Origin of the sequence: Mycolicibacterium sichuanense (genome assembly GCF_033741125.1) — a bacterium.
Classification (GTDB): Bacteria; Actinomycetota; Actinomycetes; order Mycobacteriales; family Mycobacteriaceae; genus Mycobacterium.
On sequence record NZ_JAWQPU010000009.1, the window covers coordinates 70,320 to 84,083 of the forward strand.

A 13,764-nucleotide genomic window follows, 5' to 3' on the forward strand; every position below is an offset into this window, starting at 1 on the left:
TCCACTCTAAGGCCGCTCAGCTACCTCTCATCGCGGCAATTCGATCCGTCAGCCGCGCGCCGCTTCGGCCTGGCGCGCGGCATCGGCGGCGACACCGCGCATGCCGAGGTCGTCGAACGCATCCGCGGCCGCGGCCAGTGCGTCGGCGTCACCCGCGGTGAACGCCCTGGCATAGGACAGCGCCAGCGAGCCGACGGTGCAGTGCACCTCGAGGCGGGCCATGGCGTCGCCGGCGCGGGCGTCCCCGAAGCGCACGGCGTCCAGTAGCGCCCGCAGGGCCACGGCCTTTTGACCACCGCGCATCGCGGCGCGCGCCGCCTCTCGCGCCGCGGCGACCGCGCCGGTGGCATCACCGCGCGCGGCTGCCGTCCACGCCCGCGCCAGGCAGAGCTCGGGGGCGAACAGCATCGACTTCAGCCCGTGTCGCGACTCGGCCTTGGCCAACGCCCTCCCCGCGTCGGCGATCCGACCCGCCTGGCCCAGCGCCTGCGCCAACGCCATCCACGCCAGCGGACCCCACGAATACCCCGTCGGCGCCAGTACCGTCGCGGCGGACTCCAGCAACTCGACGGCCGCACCCGTCGCACCCCGCAGCAGCAACACGTCGGCGACCAGCAGCTGCCCGATCGCGTGGCCCGGCTGCGCCGGGGGAGCGGCGTCGACGAGCGCCTGGGCCAGCTCCTGCGCGCGATCGAGTTCGCCCGACAGCACCAGTGTCGTGGTCTGGCCTAAGGCACTAGTGAAGCGCAGCAGCCCGGGATGGCCGGCGGCGATCGCCCGGGCCGCGAACCCGTCGACGTGGGCGAAGCTACCCATCCGGGCGCTGCTCAGGGCCGCGGCGGCCGCCGCCCACCCGATGGCTTGGCGGTCGGCGTCCGCCGAACCCAGCACCTCGCGGGCGATTCGCATCGCGCGGTCGGGGCTGCCCGCGTTCATGGCGAACGTGCCGAGTAATGCGTCCAGCGTCGCCCCGGCATTTGGCGAGGCCACCCTGCCGCGGACGGCACGCAAGAACGCGGTGGCCCGCTCTGGCTGGTCCAACATCCAGAACTGATTGGCCGCCCGCGGCAGCGCCCACGCCATCAAGTCGGCTTCGCCCAACGTCGTCTCGTCGACCTCGGACAGCACGGCGTCGGCCTCGCGTCCGCGCCCCTGCCAGGCCAGCGCCTGCGCCAGCGTCAACCTGGCCGCCAAGGACCCTTCGTGCTGCAGCGCTGCCCGTCCCAGCCGCTCGGCGTCGGCGAGGTCACCCCGGCTCAAGGCCTCCTCGGCGGCGGTGATTCCATCCGGCATCGCCGCAGTGTAGGGGGCGGATGAGGGCGGCACGCGTGAGTCGGGGGAACCGGCCGACTCTCGGACGCTTACGGCGCCGGGTACGTTGCTCCGGTGTCTGCAGACAGTGCCGTAGTGCCCGAATCGCGCGGCCCGTGGGCGGTCTGCGTCTACTGCGCGTCCAGCCCAACCCATCGCGAGTTGTTGGAGCTGGCAACCGAAGTCGGGGAGGCCATCGCCGACCGCGGCTGGACGCTGGTGTCCGGCGGCGGAAACGTCTCCGCGATGGGGGCGGTGGCCAGCGCTGCGCGCGCCCATGACGGCCGCACGATCGGCGTCATCCCCAAGGCGCTGGTGCACCGCGAGGTCGCCGACGTCGACGCCGACGAGTTGGTCGTGACCGACACGATGCGCGAACGCAAGCAGATCATGGAGGACCGGGCCGACGCGTTCCTGGTGCTCCCCGGCGGCATCGGCACCCTCGAGGAATTCTTCGAGGCATGGACTGCAGGCTATTTGGGCATGCACTCCAAGCCGCTCGTCATGCTCGACCCGTTCGGTCATTACGACGGTCTACTGACGTGGTTGCGCGGGCTCGTGGACACCGGTTACGTGGGTACCGGTGCGCTGGACCGGTTGATCGTGGTCGCCGATGTCGACGCAGCGTTGCAGGCGTGCGCACCGCACGCGTGATGGCAAACCCACGCAGATAGGGTTTGGTTCGTGAGCGACGAGAATTCGGGGACCCGCACCCACGTCGGCCTCTTGGACATCGCCACCCGATTGCCGGGATTGCTGAAGGACGCCCCCGTCATCACCCGCGGCGTGGTCACCGGATTCCTGGCCCGCCCGACGGCGAAGACGTCCATCGGCAAGGTGTTTCAGGAGCGGGCCGCGCGCTACGCCGACAAGACGTTCCTCAGGTTCGGCGACGAGCAGCTCACCTATCGCGAGGCCAACGAGACGGTCAACCGCTACGCGGCAGTCCTGGCCGCCCGCGGGGTCGGGCACGGCGACGTCGTCGGCGTGATGCTGCGCAACTCCGAACAGCCGGTGCTGCTGATGCTCGCCATCGTCAAGTGCGGGGCGGTGTCCGCGATGCTGAACTACCACCAGCGTGGCAAGGTGCTCGCCCACAGCATCGGTTTGCTCGACGCCAAGGCCGTGGTCGCCGAGACCGACTTCATCGAGCCGATCACCGAGAGCGGCGCCGAGACCACCGGGCTGATGACGCTCGACGAACTCGTCCAGGCGTCGGGCACGGCGCCCACCACCAATCCCGCGACCACCGGGGCGGTGCTGGCCAAGGACAAGGCCTTCTACATCTTCACCTCCGGCACCACGGGCATGCCGAAGGCCAGCGTCATGACCCACTATCGGTGGCTGCGCGCGCTCGCCGGTTTCGGCGGTCTCGGGATGCGACTGACCAGCGACGACACCCTGTACTGCTGCCTGCCGCTCTACCACAACAACGCGCTGACGGTCGCGCTGTCCTCGGTGCTGAACTCCGGGTCGACCTTCGCGCTCGGCAAGTCGTTCTCGGCGTCGAAGTTCTGGGACGAGGTGATCCGCTACGACGCGACGGCCTTCGTCTACATCGGTGAGATCTGCGCGTACCTGCTCAACCAGCCGGAGAAGCCGACCGACCACGAGCACCGCGTCCGCGTCATCGCCGGCAACGGGTTGCGCCCGGCGATCTGGGAGCAATTCACCAAGCGATTCGGCATCCCGCGGGTCTGCGAGTTCTACGCCGCCAGCGAGGGCAACACGGCCTTCCTGAACGTCTTCAACCTCGACAAGACGACGGGCATCTGCCCCTCGCCGATCGCCTTCGTCGAGTACGACGATGAGACCGGCGGCCCCCTGCGCGACGAGCAGGGCCGGGTGCGCAAGGTCAAGACCGGCGAACCGGGACTGCTGCTGTCCAAGGTCAGCAACTTCCAGCCGTTCGACGGATACACCGACGAGGACGCCACCGAGAAGAAGCTGGTGCGCGACGCCTTCAAGGACGGCGACGTCTGGTTCAACACCGGCGACCTGATGCGGTCGCAGGGTTTCGGCCACGCGGCGTTCACCGATCGCCTGGGCGACACCTTCCGCTGGAAGGGCGAGAACGTCGCCACCACGGAGGTCGAGGCCGCCATCTCCACCGACCCGCAGGTCGAGGAAGCCACCGTGTTCGGCGTCGAGGTCGAGGGCGCCGGCGGCAAGGCTGGCATGGCGGCGATCCAGCTCAGGGACGGCAAGGAGTTCGACGGCAAGTCGCTGGCCAAGGCCGCCTTCGAGCACCTGCCGGGGTACGCGGTGCCGCTGTTCGTCCGGATCGTCACGGAGTTGGCGCACACCTCGACGTTCAAGAGTCAGAAGGTCGACCTCCGCAAGGAGGGGTACGGCGGCAACACCGGCGAGGGTGACGAGGACGCCGGGGAGATCGAGGACCCGATCTTCGTGCTCGCCGGCCGCGACGAGGGCTACGTGCCGTTCTACGACGAGTACCCCGCCGAGGTCGTCGACGGCAAGCGCCCCGCCTCGTAGCGATTTCGGCGTGCTGGGTTGCGCACGGCGCGACTGATCACGCCGAACTCGTACGCCCGTAGCCTGGTGGCATGCCGGGCACGTTCCTGGGCCGTCCCATTGCGGGCGACCGCGCCATGATCATGGCAATCGTCAACCGGACGCCCGATTCGTTCTACGACCGCGGCGCCACCTTCGACGACGAGGCGGCGAAGGCCGCCGCCCACCGCGTGATCGCCGAGGGCGCCGACGTGGTCGACGTGGGAGGGGTCAAGGCCGGTCCGGGCGACGTGGTCGACGCCGACGAGGAGATCGCCCGCGTCGTGCCGTTCATCGAGTGGCTGCGCGGTGCCTATCCCGACCAGTTGATCAGCGTGGACACCTGGCGGGCCGCGGTGGCCAAACAGGCCTGCGCAGCCGGGGCCGACATCATCAACGACACCTGGGGCGGGTCGGATCCGGGTCTGCCCGACGTCGCGGCGGAGTTCGGGGCGGGACTGGTCTGCTCGCACACCGGCGGGGCGGTGCCACGCACCCGGCCGTTCCGGGTGAACTACGGATTGACCGAGCGGGGCGTGGTGGACGACGTCATCGCCGAAGTGACCTCGGCAGCCGAACGGGCGGTCGCCGCGGGGGTCGCCAGGGACGCCGTGATCATCGATCCAACCCACGATTTCGGTAAGAACACTCATCATGGTCTTACTTTGTTGCGCCACGTAAAAGAGCTTGTAAACACTGGATGGCCCGTCTTGATGGCCCTGAGCAACAAGGATTTCGTCGGGGAGACTCTGGGTGTGGGCTTGACCGAACGCCTCGAGGGAACTCTGGCCGCGACCGCACTCGCCGCGCAGGCGGGTGCTGCCATGTTCCGAGTCCACGAGGTGGGGTCCACGCGACGCGTCCTGGAAATGGTCGCGTCGATCCAGGGCGTGCGTCCACCGACGCGGACCGTAAGGGGACTGGCATGAGCTTGACACCTGAACTCGACGCCGCAGAGGCCATCGCGGAACACCGTTGGCTGACCGATCACACGTGGCGCCGACCACAGTGGACGATCGCCGAGCTCGAGGCAGCCAAGGCCGGTCGGACGGTCTCGGTCGTCCTGCCCGCGCTCAACGAGGAGGAGACCGTCGCCTCGGTGGTCGACACCATCACGCCGCTGCTCGGAGGCCTCGTCGACGAGATCGTGGTGCTGGATTCCGGGTCCACCGACGACACCGAGATCCGGGCCGTCGCCGCGGGGGCGAGGGTGGTCAGCCGGGAGGCCGCGCTGCCCGAGGTCGAGCCGCAGCCGGGCAAGGGTGAGGTCCTCTGGCGCTCGCTCGCCGCGACGACCGGTGACCTGGTGGTCTTCGTCGACTCCGACCTCATCGACCCCGATCCGATGTTCGTTCCCAAGCTGCTCGGGCCACTGCTGACCACCGATGGCGTGCACCTGGTCAAGGGCTTCTACCGCCGCCCGCTGAAGGTCAGCGGCAGCGAGGATGCCAACGGCGGCGGCCGGGTCACCGAGCTGGTGGCGCGCCCGCTGCTGGCGGCGCTGCGACCCGAGCTGACGTGCCTGCTGCAGCCGCTGGGCGGTGAGTACGCGGGCACCCGTGAGCTGTTGACGGCGCTGCCGTTCGCGCCGGCCTACGGCGTCGAGATCGGGCTGTTGATCGATACCTACGACCGGCTCGGCCTGGACGCCATCGCGCAGGTCAACCTCGGCGTGCGTACCCATCGCAACCGGCCGCTGACCGAGCTGGCGGCGATGAGCCGCCAGGTGATCGCCACGCTGCTGTCCCGCTGCGGGGTGCCGGACTCCGGCGTTGGGCTGACCCAGTTCTTCGCCGACGGCGAGGACTACACGGCCCGCACCTCGACGGTGTCCCTGGCGGATCGGCCGCCCATGACGACGCTGCGACCGCGCTGACGTCCCGGCACGCGTCCCGTCGTAGGTTTGCGGCAGTATCGACGTCGTGACGTTGATCCTGCTGTACCTGGTCGTGCTGATTCTGGTGGCCATCGTGCTGTTCGGCGTCGGCAGCGTGCTGTTCGGCCGTGGCGAGCGGTTGCCTCCGCTGCCGCGCGCCACCACCGCCACCGTGCTGCCCGCGTCCGGGGTGACCGGCGCGGACGTCGAGGCGCTCAAGTTCACCCAGACGCTGCGTGGCTACAAGGTCGGCGAGGTGGACTGGGTGCTCGACCGGTTGGGTCAGGAGCTCGATCAGCTTCGGGGTGAGGTGGCCGCCCTGCGCGCCGCCTACGGGGTTGACGACTTCGTTCCGGACTCCGACGACGTCCCCGACTCCGGTGAGGTCCCCGACTCCCAGGACGATCCCGATCGGCCGGTCGATGCGCAGGCGGTGCCCGCGGACGCCCGCGAACCACGGTGACGGCCGCGACCGACGACGGTCGCACCCGGTGCGGGTGGGCCGACTTCCGCGGGGAACGCTGGGCCACCGACGACTCGGTGCTCTACCGCGAGTACCACGACACCGAGTGGGGACGGCCCCTGCGTGGTGCGCGCGAGCTGTTCGAACGAATGACGCTCGAGGCGTTCCAGAGTGGGCTGTCCTGGCTCATCATCCTGCGCAAGCGGGAGAACTTCCGACGAGCGTTCGCGCACTTCGATACCGAGACGATCGCGCGCTTCGACGACCGTGACGTCGAGCGGTTGATGGCGGATGCGGGCATCGTGCGCAACCGCGCCAAGATCGAGGCGACGATCGCCAACGCGCGTGCCGCCGCCGATCTCGACGTCGATCTCGGGGAGTTGCTGTGGTCCTTCGCGCCGGAGCAGCGGCCCCGGCCGACCTCGATGGCCGAGGTGCCCGCGGTCACGCCGGAGTCCAAGGCGATGGCATCCGCGCTCAAGCGCCGCGGGTTCAAGTTCGTCGGTCCCACGACTGCGTATGCGCTGATGCAGGCGACCGGAATGGTCGACGACCACCTCGCCTCCTGCTGGGTTCCGACCCCGTTCGCGGGCGTCTAAGCCGGGTCTTTGCACATCGAAGGGCCGGGATAGGGAACAATGGTCCGGAGATCAGTTCAGCGCCGAGTGTTGTCGCCGCGTAGGCAGGCTCGGCCCCGACCCGTTCCGCCCGGGCCTTCCGCGGCGGGCCGGAGCATGGCGGAAGGGAGCACTCGATGGCGGCGATGAAGCCCCGGACCGGCGACGGTCCTCTCGAAGCAACCAAGGAGGGGCGGGGCATCGTGATGCGAGTACCACTGGAAGGCGGTGGGCGCCTCGTCGTCGAACTCACCCCAGACGAGGCGGCCGCCCTCGGTGACGAGCTGAAGAACGTCACGGCCTAGCGGCCGAGCCGGCATCGGCTAGCTGCAGACCTTGCGGTAGATCTCCAGGGTCTGCTCGGCGATGCGCGCCCAGGAGAACTCGTCGATGCAGCGCTGGCGTCCCGTGTGGCCGTAGCGCGCGGCACGGTCCGGATCGGCGACGAGGGCGTTCACGGCGTCGGCCAGCCGGGTCTCGAAACCCGTCGTATCGGCGGGGTCGTAGTGCACCAGCGTCCCGGTCTCGCCGTCGGCGACGACCTCGGGGATGCCTCCGACGTCGGAGGCGACCACGGCCGTCGCACAGGCCATCGCCTCCAGGTTCACGATGCCTAGCGGCTCGTACACCGACGGACACACGAAAACGACTGCCGCCGAGAGTATCTCCCTGATCTGATCACCCGGCAGCATCTCCTGCACCCAGAAGACGCCGCTGCGCGAGCGCGCCAGCTCCTCGACCGCGCCACCCACCTCCGCGGCGATCTCGGGGGTGTCCGGGGCGCCCGCACACAACACCAACTGCACGTCGGGGGCGAACCGGTGAGCGGCCGCGACCAGGTGCGCGACACCCTTCTGGCGGGTGATCCTGCCGACGAACGCCACGATGGGTTTGGTCGGGTCGACGCCGATGCGGGCCAGCGTCGCGCCCGGCTCGGTCGGGTACCACTTCTCGGTGTCGATCCCGTTGCGCACCACGTGCACGCGGTTGGGGTCCAGCGCGGGGTAGGTGGCCAGGACGTCCTCGCGCATGCCGGAGCTGACGGCGATCACCGCATCGGCGGCCTCGACCGCCGTGCGCTCCACCCACGACGACACCCGGTAGCCGCCGCCGAGTTGCTCGGCCTTCCACGGACGCATCGGTTCCAGGGAGTGCGCCGTCAGGACGTGCGGGATCCCGTACAGCATCGCGGCGAGGTGCCCCGCCATTCCGGCGTACCAGGTGTGTGAATGCGCGACGGTCGCCCCTGCGGCGGCGTTGACCATCACCAGGTCGGCCGCGAGCGTGACGAGCGCCGGGTTGGCGCCCTGCAGTGCCGGATCGGGCTGGGCCACGTACACGTCGGGCTCACCGGGCCGGGGCGCGCCCATGCAGTGCACGTCCACCTCGCACATGGTCTTCAGCTGCGCGACGAGTTCGGTGACGTGGACGCCCGCCCCGCCATAGACCTCCGGTGGGTACTCCCGCGTCATCATCGCCACTCGCATGGGTAGGACGGTAGTTCACCGCCGCGGCGACGGGGGGTGACTCGCAGCCAAATGTCTTGACCGACAGCCCGACATGAACTGCCCCAATAGTGCCAATGCCTAGCCGCGACCCCTGCCTGCCGATAGGTTTGACCCATGAGGGAACTGCCACAAGTGTTGGGCATCGTCCTAGCTGGCGGTGAGGGCAAGCGGCTGTACCCGTTGACCGCGGACCGCGCCAAACCCGCGGTACCCTTCGGCGGGGCCTACCGGCTGATCGACTTCGTGCTGTCGAATCTGGTGAACGCCCGCTATCTGAAGATTTGTGTTCTGACGCAATACAAATCGCATTCGCTGGACAGGCACATCTCCCAGAACTGGCGTCTTTCGGGGCTTGCCGGTGAGTACATCACCCCGGTCCCGGCTCAGCAGCGCCTCGGCCCGCGCTGGTACACCGGCTCGGGCGATGCGATCCTGCAGTCACTCAACCTCATCTACGACGAGGATCCCGACTACGTCGTCGTGTTCGGTGCCGATCACATCTACCGCATGGATCCCGAGCAGATGTTGCAGTTCCACATCGAGAGTGGGGCTGGTGCGACGGTGGCCGGCATCCGCGTGCCGCGCGCCGAGGCGACGGCCTTCGGCTGCATCGACGCCGACGAATCCGGGATGATCCGCGAGTTCGTCGAGAAGCCCGCCGATCCGCCGGGCACGCCGGACGACCCCGAGCAGACCTTTGCATCGATGGGCAACTACATCTTCTCGACGAAGGTGCTCGTCGATGCCATCAAGGCCGACGCCGAGGACGATCACTCCGACCACGACATGGGCGGCGACATCATTCCGCGTCTGGTGCGCGACGGGATGGCCGCCGTCTACGACTTCAACGACAACGAGGTGCCTGGCTCGACCGAGCGCGACCACGGCTACTGGCGCGACGTCGGAACGCTCGATGCCTTCTACGACGCGCACATGGACCTGGTGTCGGTCCACCCCGTCTTCAACCTCTACAACCGTCGCTGGCCGATCCGGGGTGAACCGGAGAACCTGGCGCCCGCGAAGTTCGTCAACGGGGGCTCCGCGCAGGAGTCGGTCGTCGGCGCCGGCAGCATCATCTCGGCGGCCTCGGTGCGCAATTCGGTGCTGTCGTCCAACGTCGTCATCGAGGAGGGTGCGATCGTCGAGGGCAGCGTGATCATGCCCGGCGCGCGCATCGGCCGCGGTGCGGTGGTGCGCCACGCCATCCTGGACAAGAACGTCGTCGTCGGTCCTGGCGAGCACGTCGGGGTGGATCTGGAGCGCGACCGTGAGCGGTTCGCGATCAGCGCCGGGGGCGTGGTGGCCGTCGGCAAGGGCATCTGGATCTAGTCAGCGCTGCCGTCGGCCGGGCCGGTCGTGCGCGGGCACCTTCGGGGTGTTCGCGACCGTCCTTCCCTTGCCTGCGATGGTCGCCAGTGCGCGTCGGCACCGCGGGCAGATCGGCTTGCCCGCGATGTCGACCGTCCACGGCTTGCCGCTCCCGACGCACGTCTTGTCGCTCGCTCCGCCGAATTTCTGCCCGTCACTCACGTGATCAGTATGAGGCGCGACCGATTCACCAGACGCCGGGCACCAGCCGGTAACGCACCCGTCTCGCGTACTCGTCGTAACCGGGCAGTTCCTCGGTCAGCATCTCCTCCTCGTCGACGATGCGCACCCCGAGCGCGAGCAGGCCCGCGGGCAGGACCGCCAGGCCCCAGAACGAATCGAGGGCCGGCGGCGTCCCCAGCATCATGATCAGTGCCCCCAGATACATCGGGTGGCGCACCACCCCGTACAGCCCGGTGGAGACCAGGGGCTGCTCGGCCTCGACGGTGATGGTGGCCGCGGCGTACCCGTTCTGGATCACGACGAACTGCGCGGCCAGCAGACCCACGGCCACCAGGACGTCGCCGGCGACGGCCACGGGCACCGGCACCGACGACCAGCCGAAGCGGTGGTCGAGCGCGCTGACGACGAGCATCGCCACCACCGACAACACGGTGGCGGTGACGACGATGCGTTGGATCGGCCGGGTTTCGGCGGTCGGCCCCGCCTTGAGGCGGCGCTCGAATGCCGCGGGACGTGCGACCGCCAGGTAGAGGCTCGGCCCGAGGGTGGTCGTCACGAAGATCGCGATGAAGGTCCAGGCCTGCCAGTAGTCGACCGTCCCGGCCGGCAGGAACAGAGCGACTCCGAAGAACCCCACGCTGAACAGGAACGACCCGAGCATTCGTCCGGCGAGCTTCATCGATGCCTCCTCAGTGCAGGTCGCGGCGGCGAAAGGCGCTGAATCCCAACGTGATCAATGCGACGTCGATGGCGAGCAACCAGAGCAGGGGAGCGGCGTCGAAGGCGCCGGCGCCGACCCGCGGCACGTGGGCGAACGGTTCCAGGTCGAGAACCCAGTGCGGTGTGTTCGACAGCGAGCCAAGCAGATACACCGCGATGAACGCGACCAGTACGCCCCACGCCACCGGGGTGAACCGGGGCAGCAGGCCGAACAGTGCCACCGTGATCGACCCGAGCAGCCAGACGGCGGGAAGTTGCACCGCCGCGGTCCCCACCACCGCGGGCAGCGTGCCCGCGACGTCCCCGGCGGCAGCGCCGTAGACCGTTCCCGCCACCACACCTGCCAGTACGAGAGCCACCGCCGGTCCGAGGATGGCGATCGTCAGATGGCCTGCTAGCCAACGGGTCCGGCTGACAGCGCCGGCCAGCACCGCCTCGGCTCGCTGGCTCGACTCCTCCTGCTGGGCCCTGGCGGCCAACGAGATGGCGAAGGCCGAGGCCACGATGCCCAGCATTCCGAAGGCAACCGCGACGAAGGCCTGTTCCATCTGGTCGGTGCCGCCCAGGCGCGCGACCATGTCCCTGGCCGCTCGACTGTCCCCGATCTCACCGCCGATGCCGTGGACCACGCTGCCGATGAGCAGGCCGTAGAGGACCAGTCCGACCGTCCACAGCACGACCGAACCGCGATCCAACCGCCACGTCAGCGTCAGCACACCCCGCAGACCCCGCCCCGCCCGGGACGCCCCGGGGCGCTCGGCGACCATGCCGGCGCCGACGTCGCGGCGGGCCAGCAGTGAATACGCCACGGTCACCAACACGACCGCCGCCGTCACGTGCAGGGCCAGGATCCAGAACCGGTCACCGGCGTAGGGCCGCACCTGCAGCGACCATCCCAGAGGGGAGAGCCAGGACAGGAACTGGGCCCGCGAGTCGGCGTCACCAACGGCACGAAGCGTGAAAGCCGTTGCCAGCACGCCGAATGCGGTGCCGCGAGCAAACCGGGCGCTCGGCGACAGCTGCGCGGTGACCGCGGCGACGGCAGTGAACACCAGCCCGGTGCACGCCAACGCGAGGCCGAACGCCAGCGATCCCGAGGCCGGTACGTCGAGTGGCAGCAGGCTGGCGGTGCCGAGGAATCCGGTGAGGATCGATGCCGATGCGGCGAGCAACAGCGCCGCGGTCAAGCTGGCGTAGCGTCCGACGGCGGTCGAATCCAGTAGCTCGGTGCGCCCCGCCTCCTCGTCGGCCCGGGTGTGCCGGACGACGGTCAGGATCACGGCCACGGCGATCAGCACGTGGAACATCCCGGCCTTCCAGATGCCGGTGGCGCCGAGGCTGTCGCCGTAGACCACGCCATAGAGTGCCCGCTGGGCGGGGCTGGCCATGATCGTGGCGGCGAACGACGACCGGTCCGCCGCGGTGGGGTAGACGGCCGCGATGCTGCCGACGTACACCGCGCCAAGCGGGATCGACAGCAGCAGGATCCACAGGGGCGCGACGATGCGGTCACGCCGAAGGTAGAGGCGAAGCAGCCCAACCGTTCCCGAGAGGTTGGAGCCGCGGGCGGGCGCTTGGTGCGCCGGGTGATGCGGCCGGTCCAGGACGGTCATGCCAGCACCCGCTCGGCCGGTTCTCCCATGCCGTAATGCCGCAGGAACAGGTCCTCAAGCGTCGGCGGCTGGCTGACCAGACTCCGAACCCCGGCGTCACCGAGGATCTTGATGACCTGCCCGAGACCGTCGCCGCCCACCCGGGCGTGCAGGGTGCTGCCGTCGACGTGGACGTCCTCGACGCCGGGGATCCCGCTGATGTCGCCCGGGTCGCCGATCATCTCGGCCGTGATCGACGTGGCGGAAAGGTGCCGCATCGACTCCAGCGTGCCGCTTTCCACGGTCTTGCCCGCGCGAATGATGGTGACGCGCTGGCACAGCGCTTCGGTCTCGGCGAGGATGTGGCTGGACAGTAGCACCGTCGTACCTCGGTCTCGAGCCTCGCCAACACACTGTTGAAAGACGTTCTCCATCAAGGGATCCAGTCCGCTGCTGGGCTCGTCGAGCAGCAGCAGTCCGGCGTTGGACGCGAACGCCGAGATCAGGGAGACCTTCTGACGGTTGCCCTTCGAGTAGGTGCGGGCCTTCTTCGAGGGGTCGAGGTCGAAGCGTTCGATCAGCTCGGCGCGCAGACGTTCGTCGATGCCGCCGCGCATCCGTGCGAGCAGGTCGATCGTCTCACCGCCGGTCAGCGACGGCCAGAGTGTGACGTCGCCTGGCACGTAGGCGATCTGGCGGTGCAGGGCGACGGCGTCGGTCCACGGGTCGCAGCCGAGCAGCCGGACGGTGCCGGCGTCGGCGCGCGCCAACCCGAGCAGCACGCGGATGGTGGTGGACTTGCCCGCGCCGTTGGGGCCCAGGAAGCCGTGCACCTCACCCTCGGACACCTCGAGGTCGAGGCCGTCGAGGGCGCGGGTCGAGCCGAAGTTCTTGACCAGGTCCCGAATTTCGATGATCCGTTCGGTCATGTCCTCACTCCTCCGTGGTGGTGACGATGGGCTTGCCGGCGGCCACCTGCGCGGCGAAGGCGTCGTACATCGTCGAATCGGTCATCAGGCCGTGGGTGTAGACCTCCAGCGCCGGCAGCAACATCTCCTGGGCGTAGTCGTGCAGGACGGCCTTGACGTCGGTGGGGGTGTCGTGCATCTGCAGGTAGAGAAGGAAGCCGCCGCCGCCGGTGATGGCCAGGAACCTGGCCCGGGCCTCGGGGTTCGGGCTCGGCTTGATGGTGCCGGCCCGCACGCCGTCTTCGATGTATTGCTCGGCGTTGCCGATCATGGTGCGCCACAACGACTTCGCTAGGTCGCCACCGGTTTGCATGCTGCGCACCAAGTACGCCATCGACGGGGCGAAGGATTCGATCTCCGCCAGCTGGGCGAACCAGGAGGCAGGGTCCGACGATTGCAGCGAGTCGCTCTTGGCGGCCCGGACGGACTCGGCGACGAACTGGTCGCACGCCTGTCGCAGGCCGTCCTTGGAGCCGAAGTGGTGGATAACCAGGGCCGCGCTGACACCGGCGGCCTTGGCGATCACGCGCAGGCCGACGTCGAAGCCGTGCGCGCCGAACTGCTCGATGGCGGCGTCGCGGATGCGGGCGACCGCGGTCAGATCGTCGACTGAACGCATGTTTAGCACGCTAAACGTACGTTCA

At 69.1% G+C, this 13,764-nt stretch carries 14 protein-coding genes and 1 pseudogene; 8 read left to right on the forward strand and 7 right to left on the reverse strand.

Features of this window, described 5'->3' with window-relative positions:
- Positions 1-48: 48 nt before the first annotated feature.
- Positions 49-1,275, reverse strand: a pseudogene (locus SBI80_RS23810) (AAA family ATPase); the annotation flags it as partial.
- A gap of 111 nt (positions 1,276-1,386) precedes the next feature.
- Between SBI80_RS23810 and log the strand changes: the two are divergent.
- From log to SBI80_RS23845, 7 genes are all read left to right on the forward strand, one after another.
- The gene (gene log / locus SBI80_RS23815) at positions 1,387-1,965 is read left to right on the forward strand and encodes a cytokinin riboside 5'-monophosphate phosphoribohydrolase (protein WP_318977313.1); all 579 of its coding nucleotides are present in this window, start codon (positions 1,387-1,389) and stop codon (positions 1,963-1,965) included.
- Positions 1,966-1,995: 30 nt separating this feature from the next.
- Positions 1,996-3,807, forward strand: coding sequence for a long-chain-acyl-CoA synthetase FadD6 (fadD6, locus tag SBI80_RS23820; protein WP_318977314.1), 1,812 nt, complete (start codon positions 1,996-1,998; stop codon positions 3,805-3,807).
- Positions 3,808-3,878: 71 nt separating this feature from the next.
- On the forward strand, positions 3,879-4,754 hold the full coding sequence (gene folP, locus SBI80_RS23825; RefSeq protein WP_318977315.1) for a dihydropteroate synthase: 876 nt from the start codon (positions 3,879-3,881) through the stop codon (positions 4,752-4,754).
- The gene (locus tag SBI80_RS23830; RefSeq protein ID WP_318977316.1) at positions 4,751-5,701 is read left to right on the forward strand and encodes a glucosyl-3-phosphoglycerate synthase; all 951 of its coding nucleotides are present in this window, start codon (positions 4,751-4,753) and stop codon (positions 5,699-5,701) included. The genes folP and SBI80_RS23830 overlap by 4 nt, the downstream gene beginning before the upstream one ends.
- 46 nt (positions 5,702-5,747) lie before the next feature.
- Entirely contained in the window at positions 5,748-6,164 is a 417-nt protein-coding gene (locus tag SBI80_RS23835) for a DivIVA domain-containing protein (protein WP_318977317.1), read from the forward strand.
- Positions 6,161-6,763: a DNA-3-methyladenine glycosylase I gene (locus SBI80_RS23840; RefSeq protein WP_318977318.1), complete on the forward strand. Its 603-nt coding sequence runs from the start codon at positions 6,161-6,163 to the stop codon at positions 6,761-6,763. Before SBI80_RS23835 ends, SBI80_RS23840 begins: the two co-directional genes overlap by 4 nt.
- Before the next feature lie 155 nt (positions 6,764-6,918).
- On the forward strand, positions 6,919-7,086 hold the full coding sequence (locus SBI80_RS23845) for a DUF3117 domain-containing protein (protein WP_069392118.1): 168 nt from the start codon (positions 6,919-6,921) through the stop codon (positions 7,084-7,086).
- An 18-nt stretch (positions 7,087-7,104) separates the two neighbouring features.
- Here SBI80_RS23845 and glgA read toward each other — a convergent pair whose 3' ends face one another.
- On the reverse strand, positions 7,105-8,268 hold the full coding sequence (glgA, locus tag SBI80_RS23850; RefSeq protein WP_318977319.1) for a glycogen synthase: 1,164 nt from the start codon (positions 8,266-8,268) through the stop codon (positions 7,105-7,107).
- A 135-nt stretch (positions 8,269-8,403) separates the two neighbouring features.
- On the opposite strand from glgA, the gene glgC reads away from it, so the two are divergent.
- Positions 8,404-9,618, forward strand: a complete 1,215-nt coding sequence (gene glgC, locus SBI80_RS23855; protein ID WP_318977320.1) for a glucose-1-phosphate adenylyltransferase — start codon at positions 8,404-8,406, stop codon at positions 9,616-9,618.
- On the opposite strand, the gene SBI80_RS23860 is transcribed toward glgC, so the two are convergent.
- From SBI80_RS23860 to SBI80_RS23880, 5 genes are read right to left on the reverse strand one after another with little or no spacing between them, the layout of a single operon-like run.
- A complete protein-coding gene (locus SBI80_RS23860; RefSeq protein ID WP_318977321.1) occupies positions 9,619-9,819 on the reverse strand; it encodes a hypothetical protein in 201 nt (66 codons plus the stop codon). It abuts the gene before it with no gap.
- A 25-nt stretch (positions 9,820-9,844) separates the two neighbouring features.
- Positions 9,845-10,519, reverse strand: a complete 675-nt coding sequence (locus tag SBI80_RS23865; RefSeq protein ID WP_318977322.1) for a methyltransferase family protein — start codon at positions 10,517-10,519, stop codon at positions 9,845-9,847.
- Between the two features lie 10 nt (positions 10,520-10,529).
- Entirely contained in the window at positions 10,530-12,173 is a 1,644-nt protein-coding gene (locus SBI80_RS23870; protein WP_318977323.1) for an ABC transporter permease, read from the reverse strand.
- On the reverse strand, positions 12,170-13,081 hold the full coding sequence (locus SBI80_RS23875; RefSeq protein WP_318977324.1) for an ABC transporter ATP-binding protein: 912 nt from the start codon (positions 13,079-13,081) through the stop codon (positions 12,170-12,172). The genes SBI80_RS23870 and SBI80_RS23875 overlap by 4 nt, the downstream gene beginning before the upstream one ends.
- A 4-nt stretch (positions 13,082-13,085) precedes the next feature.
- On the reverse strand, positions 13,086-13,739 hold the full coding sequence (locus SBI80_RS23880) for a TetR/AcrR family transcriptional regulator (RefSeq protein WP_318977326.1): 654 nt from the start codon (positions 13,737-13,739) through the stop codon (positions 13,086-13,088).
- Between the last annotated feature and the right edge of the window lie 25 nt (positions 13,740-13,764).

Excerpts from the sequence above, each read along its gene's own strand:
- glgC (WP_318977320.1), top strand. The coding sequence starts at position 8,404 with ATGAGGGAACTGCCACAAGTGTTGGGCATCGTCCTAGCTGGCGGTGAG.
- glgA (WP_318977319.1), bottom strand. The coding sequence starts at position 8,268 with ATGCGAGTGGCGATGATGACGCGGGAGTACCCACCGGAGGTCTATGGC.
- SBI80_RS23875 (WP_318977324.1), bottom strand. The coding sequence starts at position 13,081 with ATGACCGAACGGATCATCGAAATTCGGGACCTGGTCAAGAACTTCGGC.
- SBI80_RS23880 (WP_318977326.1), bottom strand. The coding sequence starts at position 13,739 with ATGCGTTCAGTCGACGATCTGACCGCGGTCGCCCGCATCCGCGACGCC.
- SBI80_RS23845 (WP_069392118.1), top strand. The coding sequence starts at position 6,919 with ATGGCGGCGATGAAGCCCCGGACCGGCGACGGTCCTCTCGAAGCAACC.
- SBI80_RS23865 (WP_318977322.1), bottom strand. The coding sequence starts at position 10,519 with ATGAAGCTCGCCGGACGAATGCTCGGGTCGTTCCTGTTCAGCGTGGGG.
- folP (WP_318977315.1), top strand. The coding sequence starts at position 3,879 with ATGCCGGGCACGTTCCTGGGCCGTCCCATTGCGGGCGACCGCGCCATG.
- SBI80_RS23870 (WP_318977323.1), bottom strand. The coding sequence starts at position 12,173 with ATGACCGTCCTGGACCGGCCGCATCACCCGGCGCACCAAGCGCCCGCC.
- SBI80_RS23830 (WP_318977316.1), top strand. The coding sequence starts at position 4,751 with ATGAGCTTGACACCTGAACTCGACGCCGCAGAGGCCATCGCGGAACAC.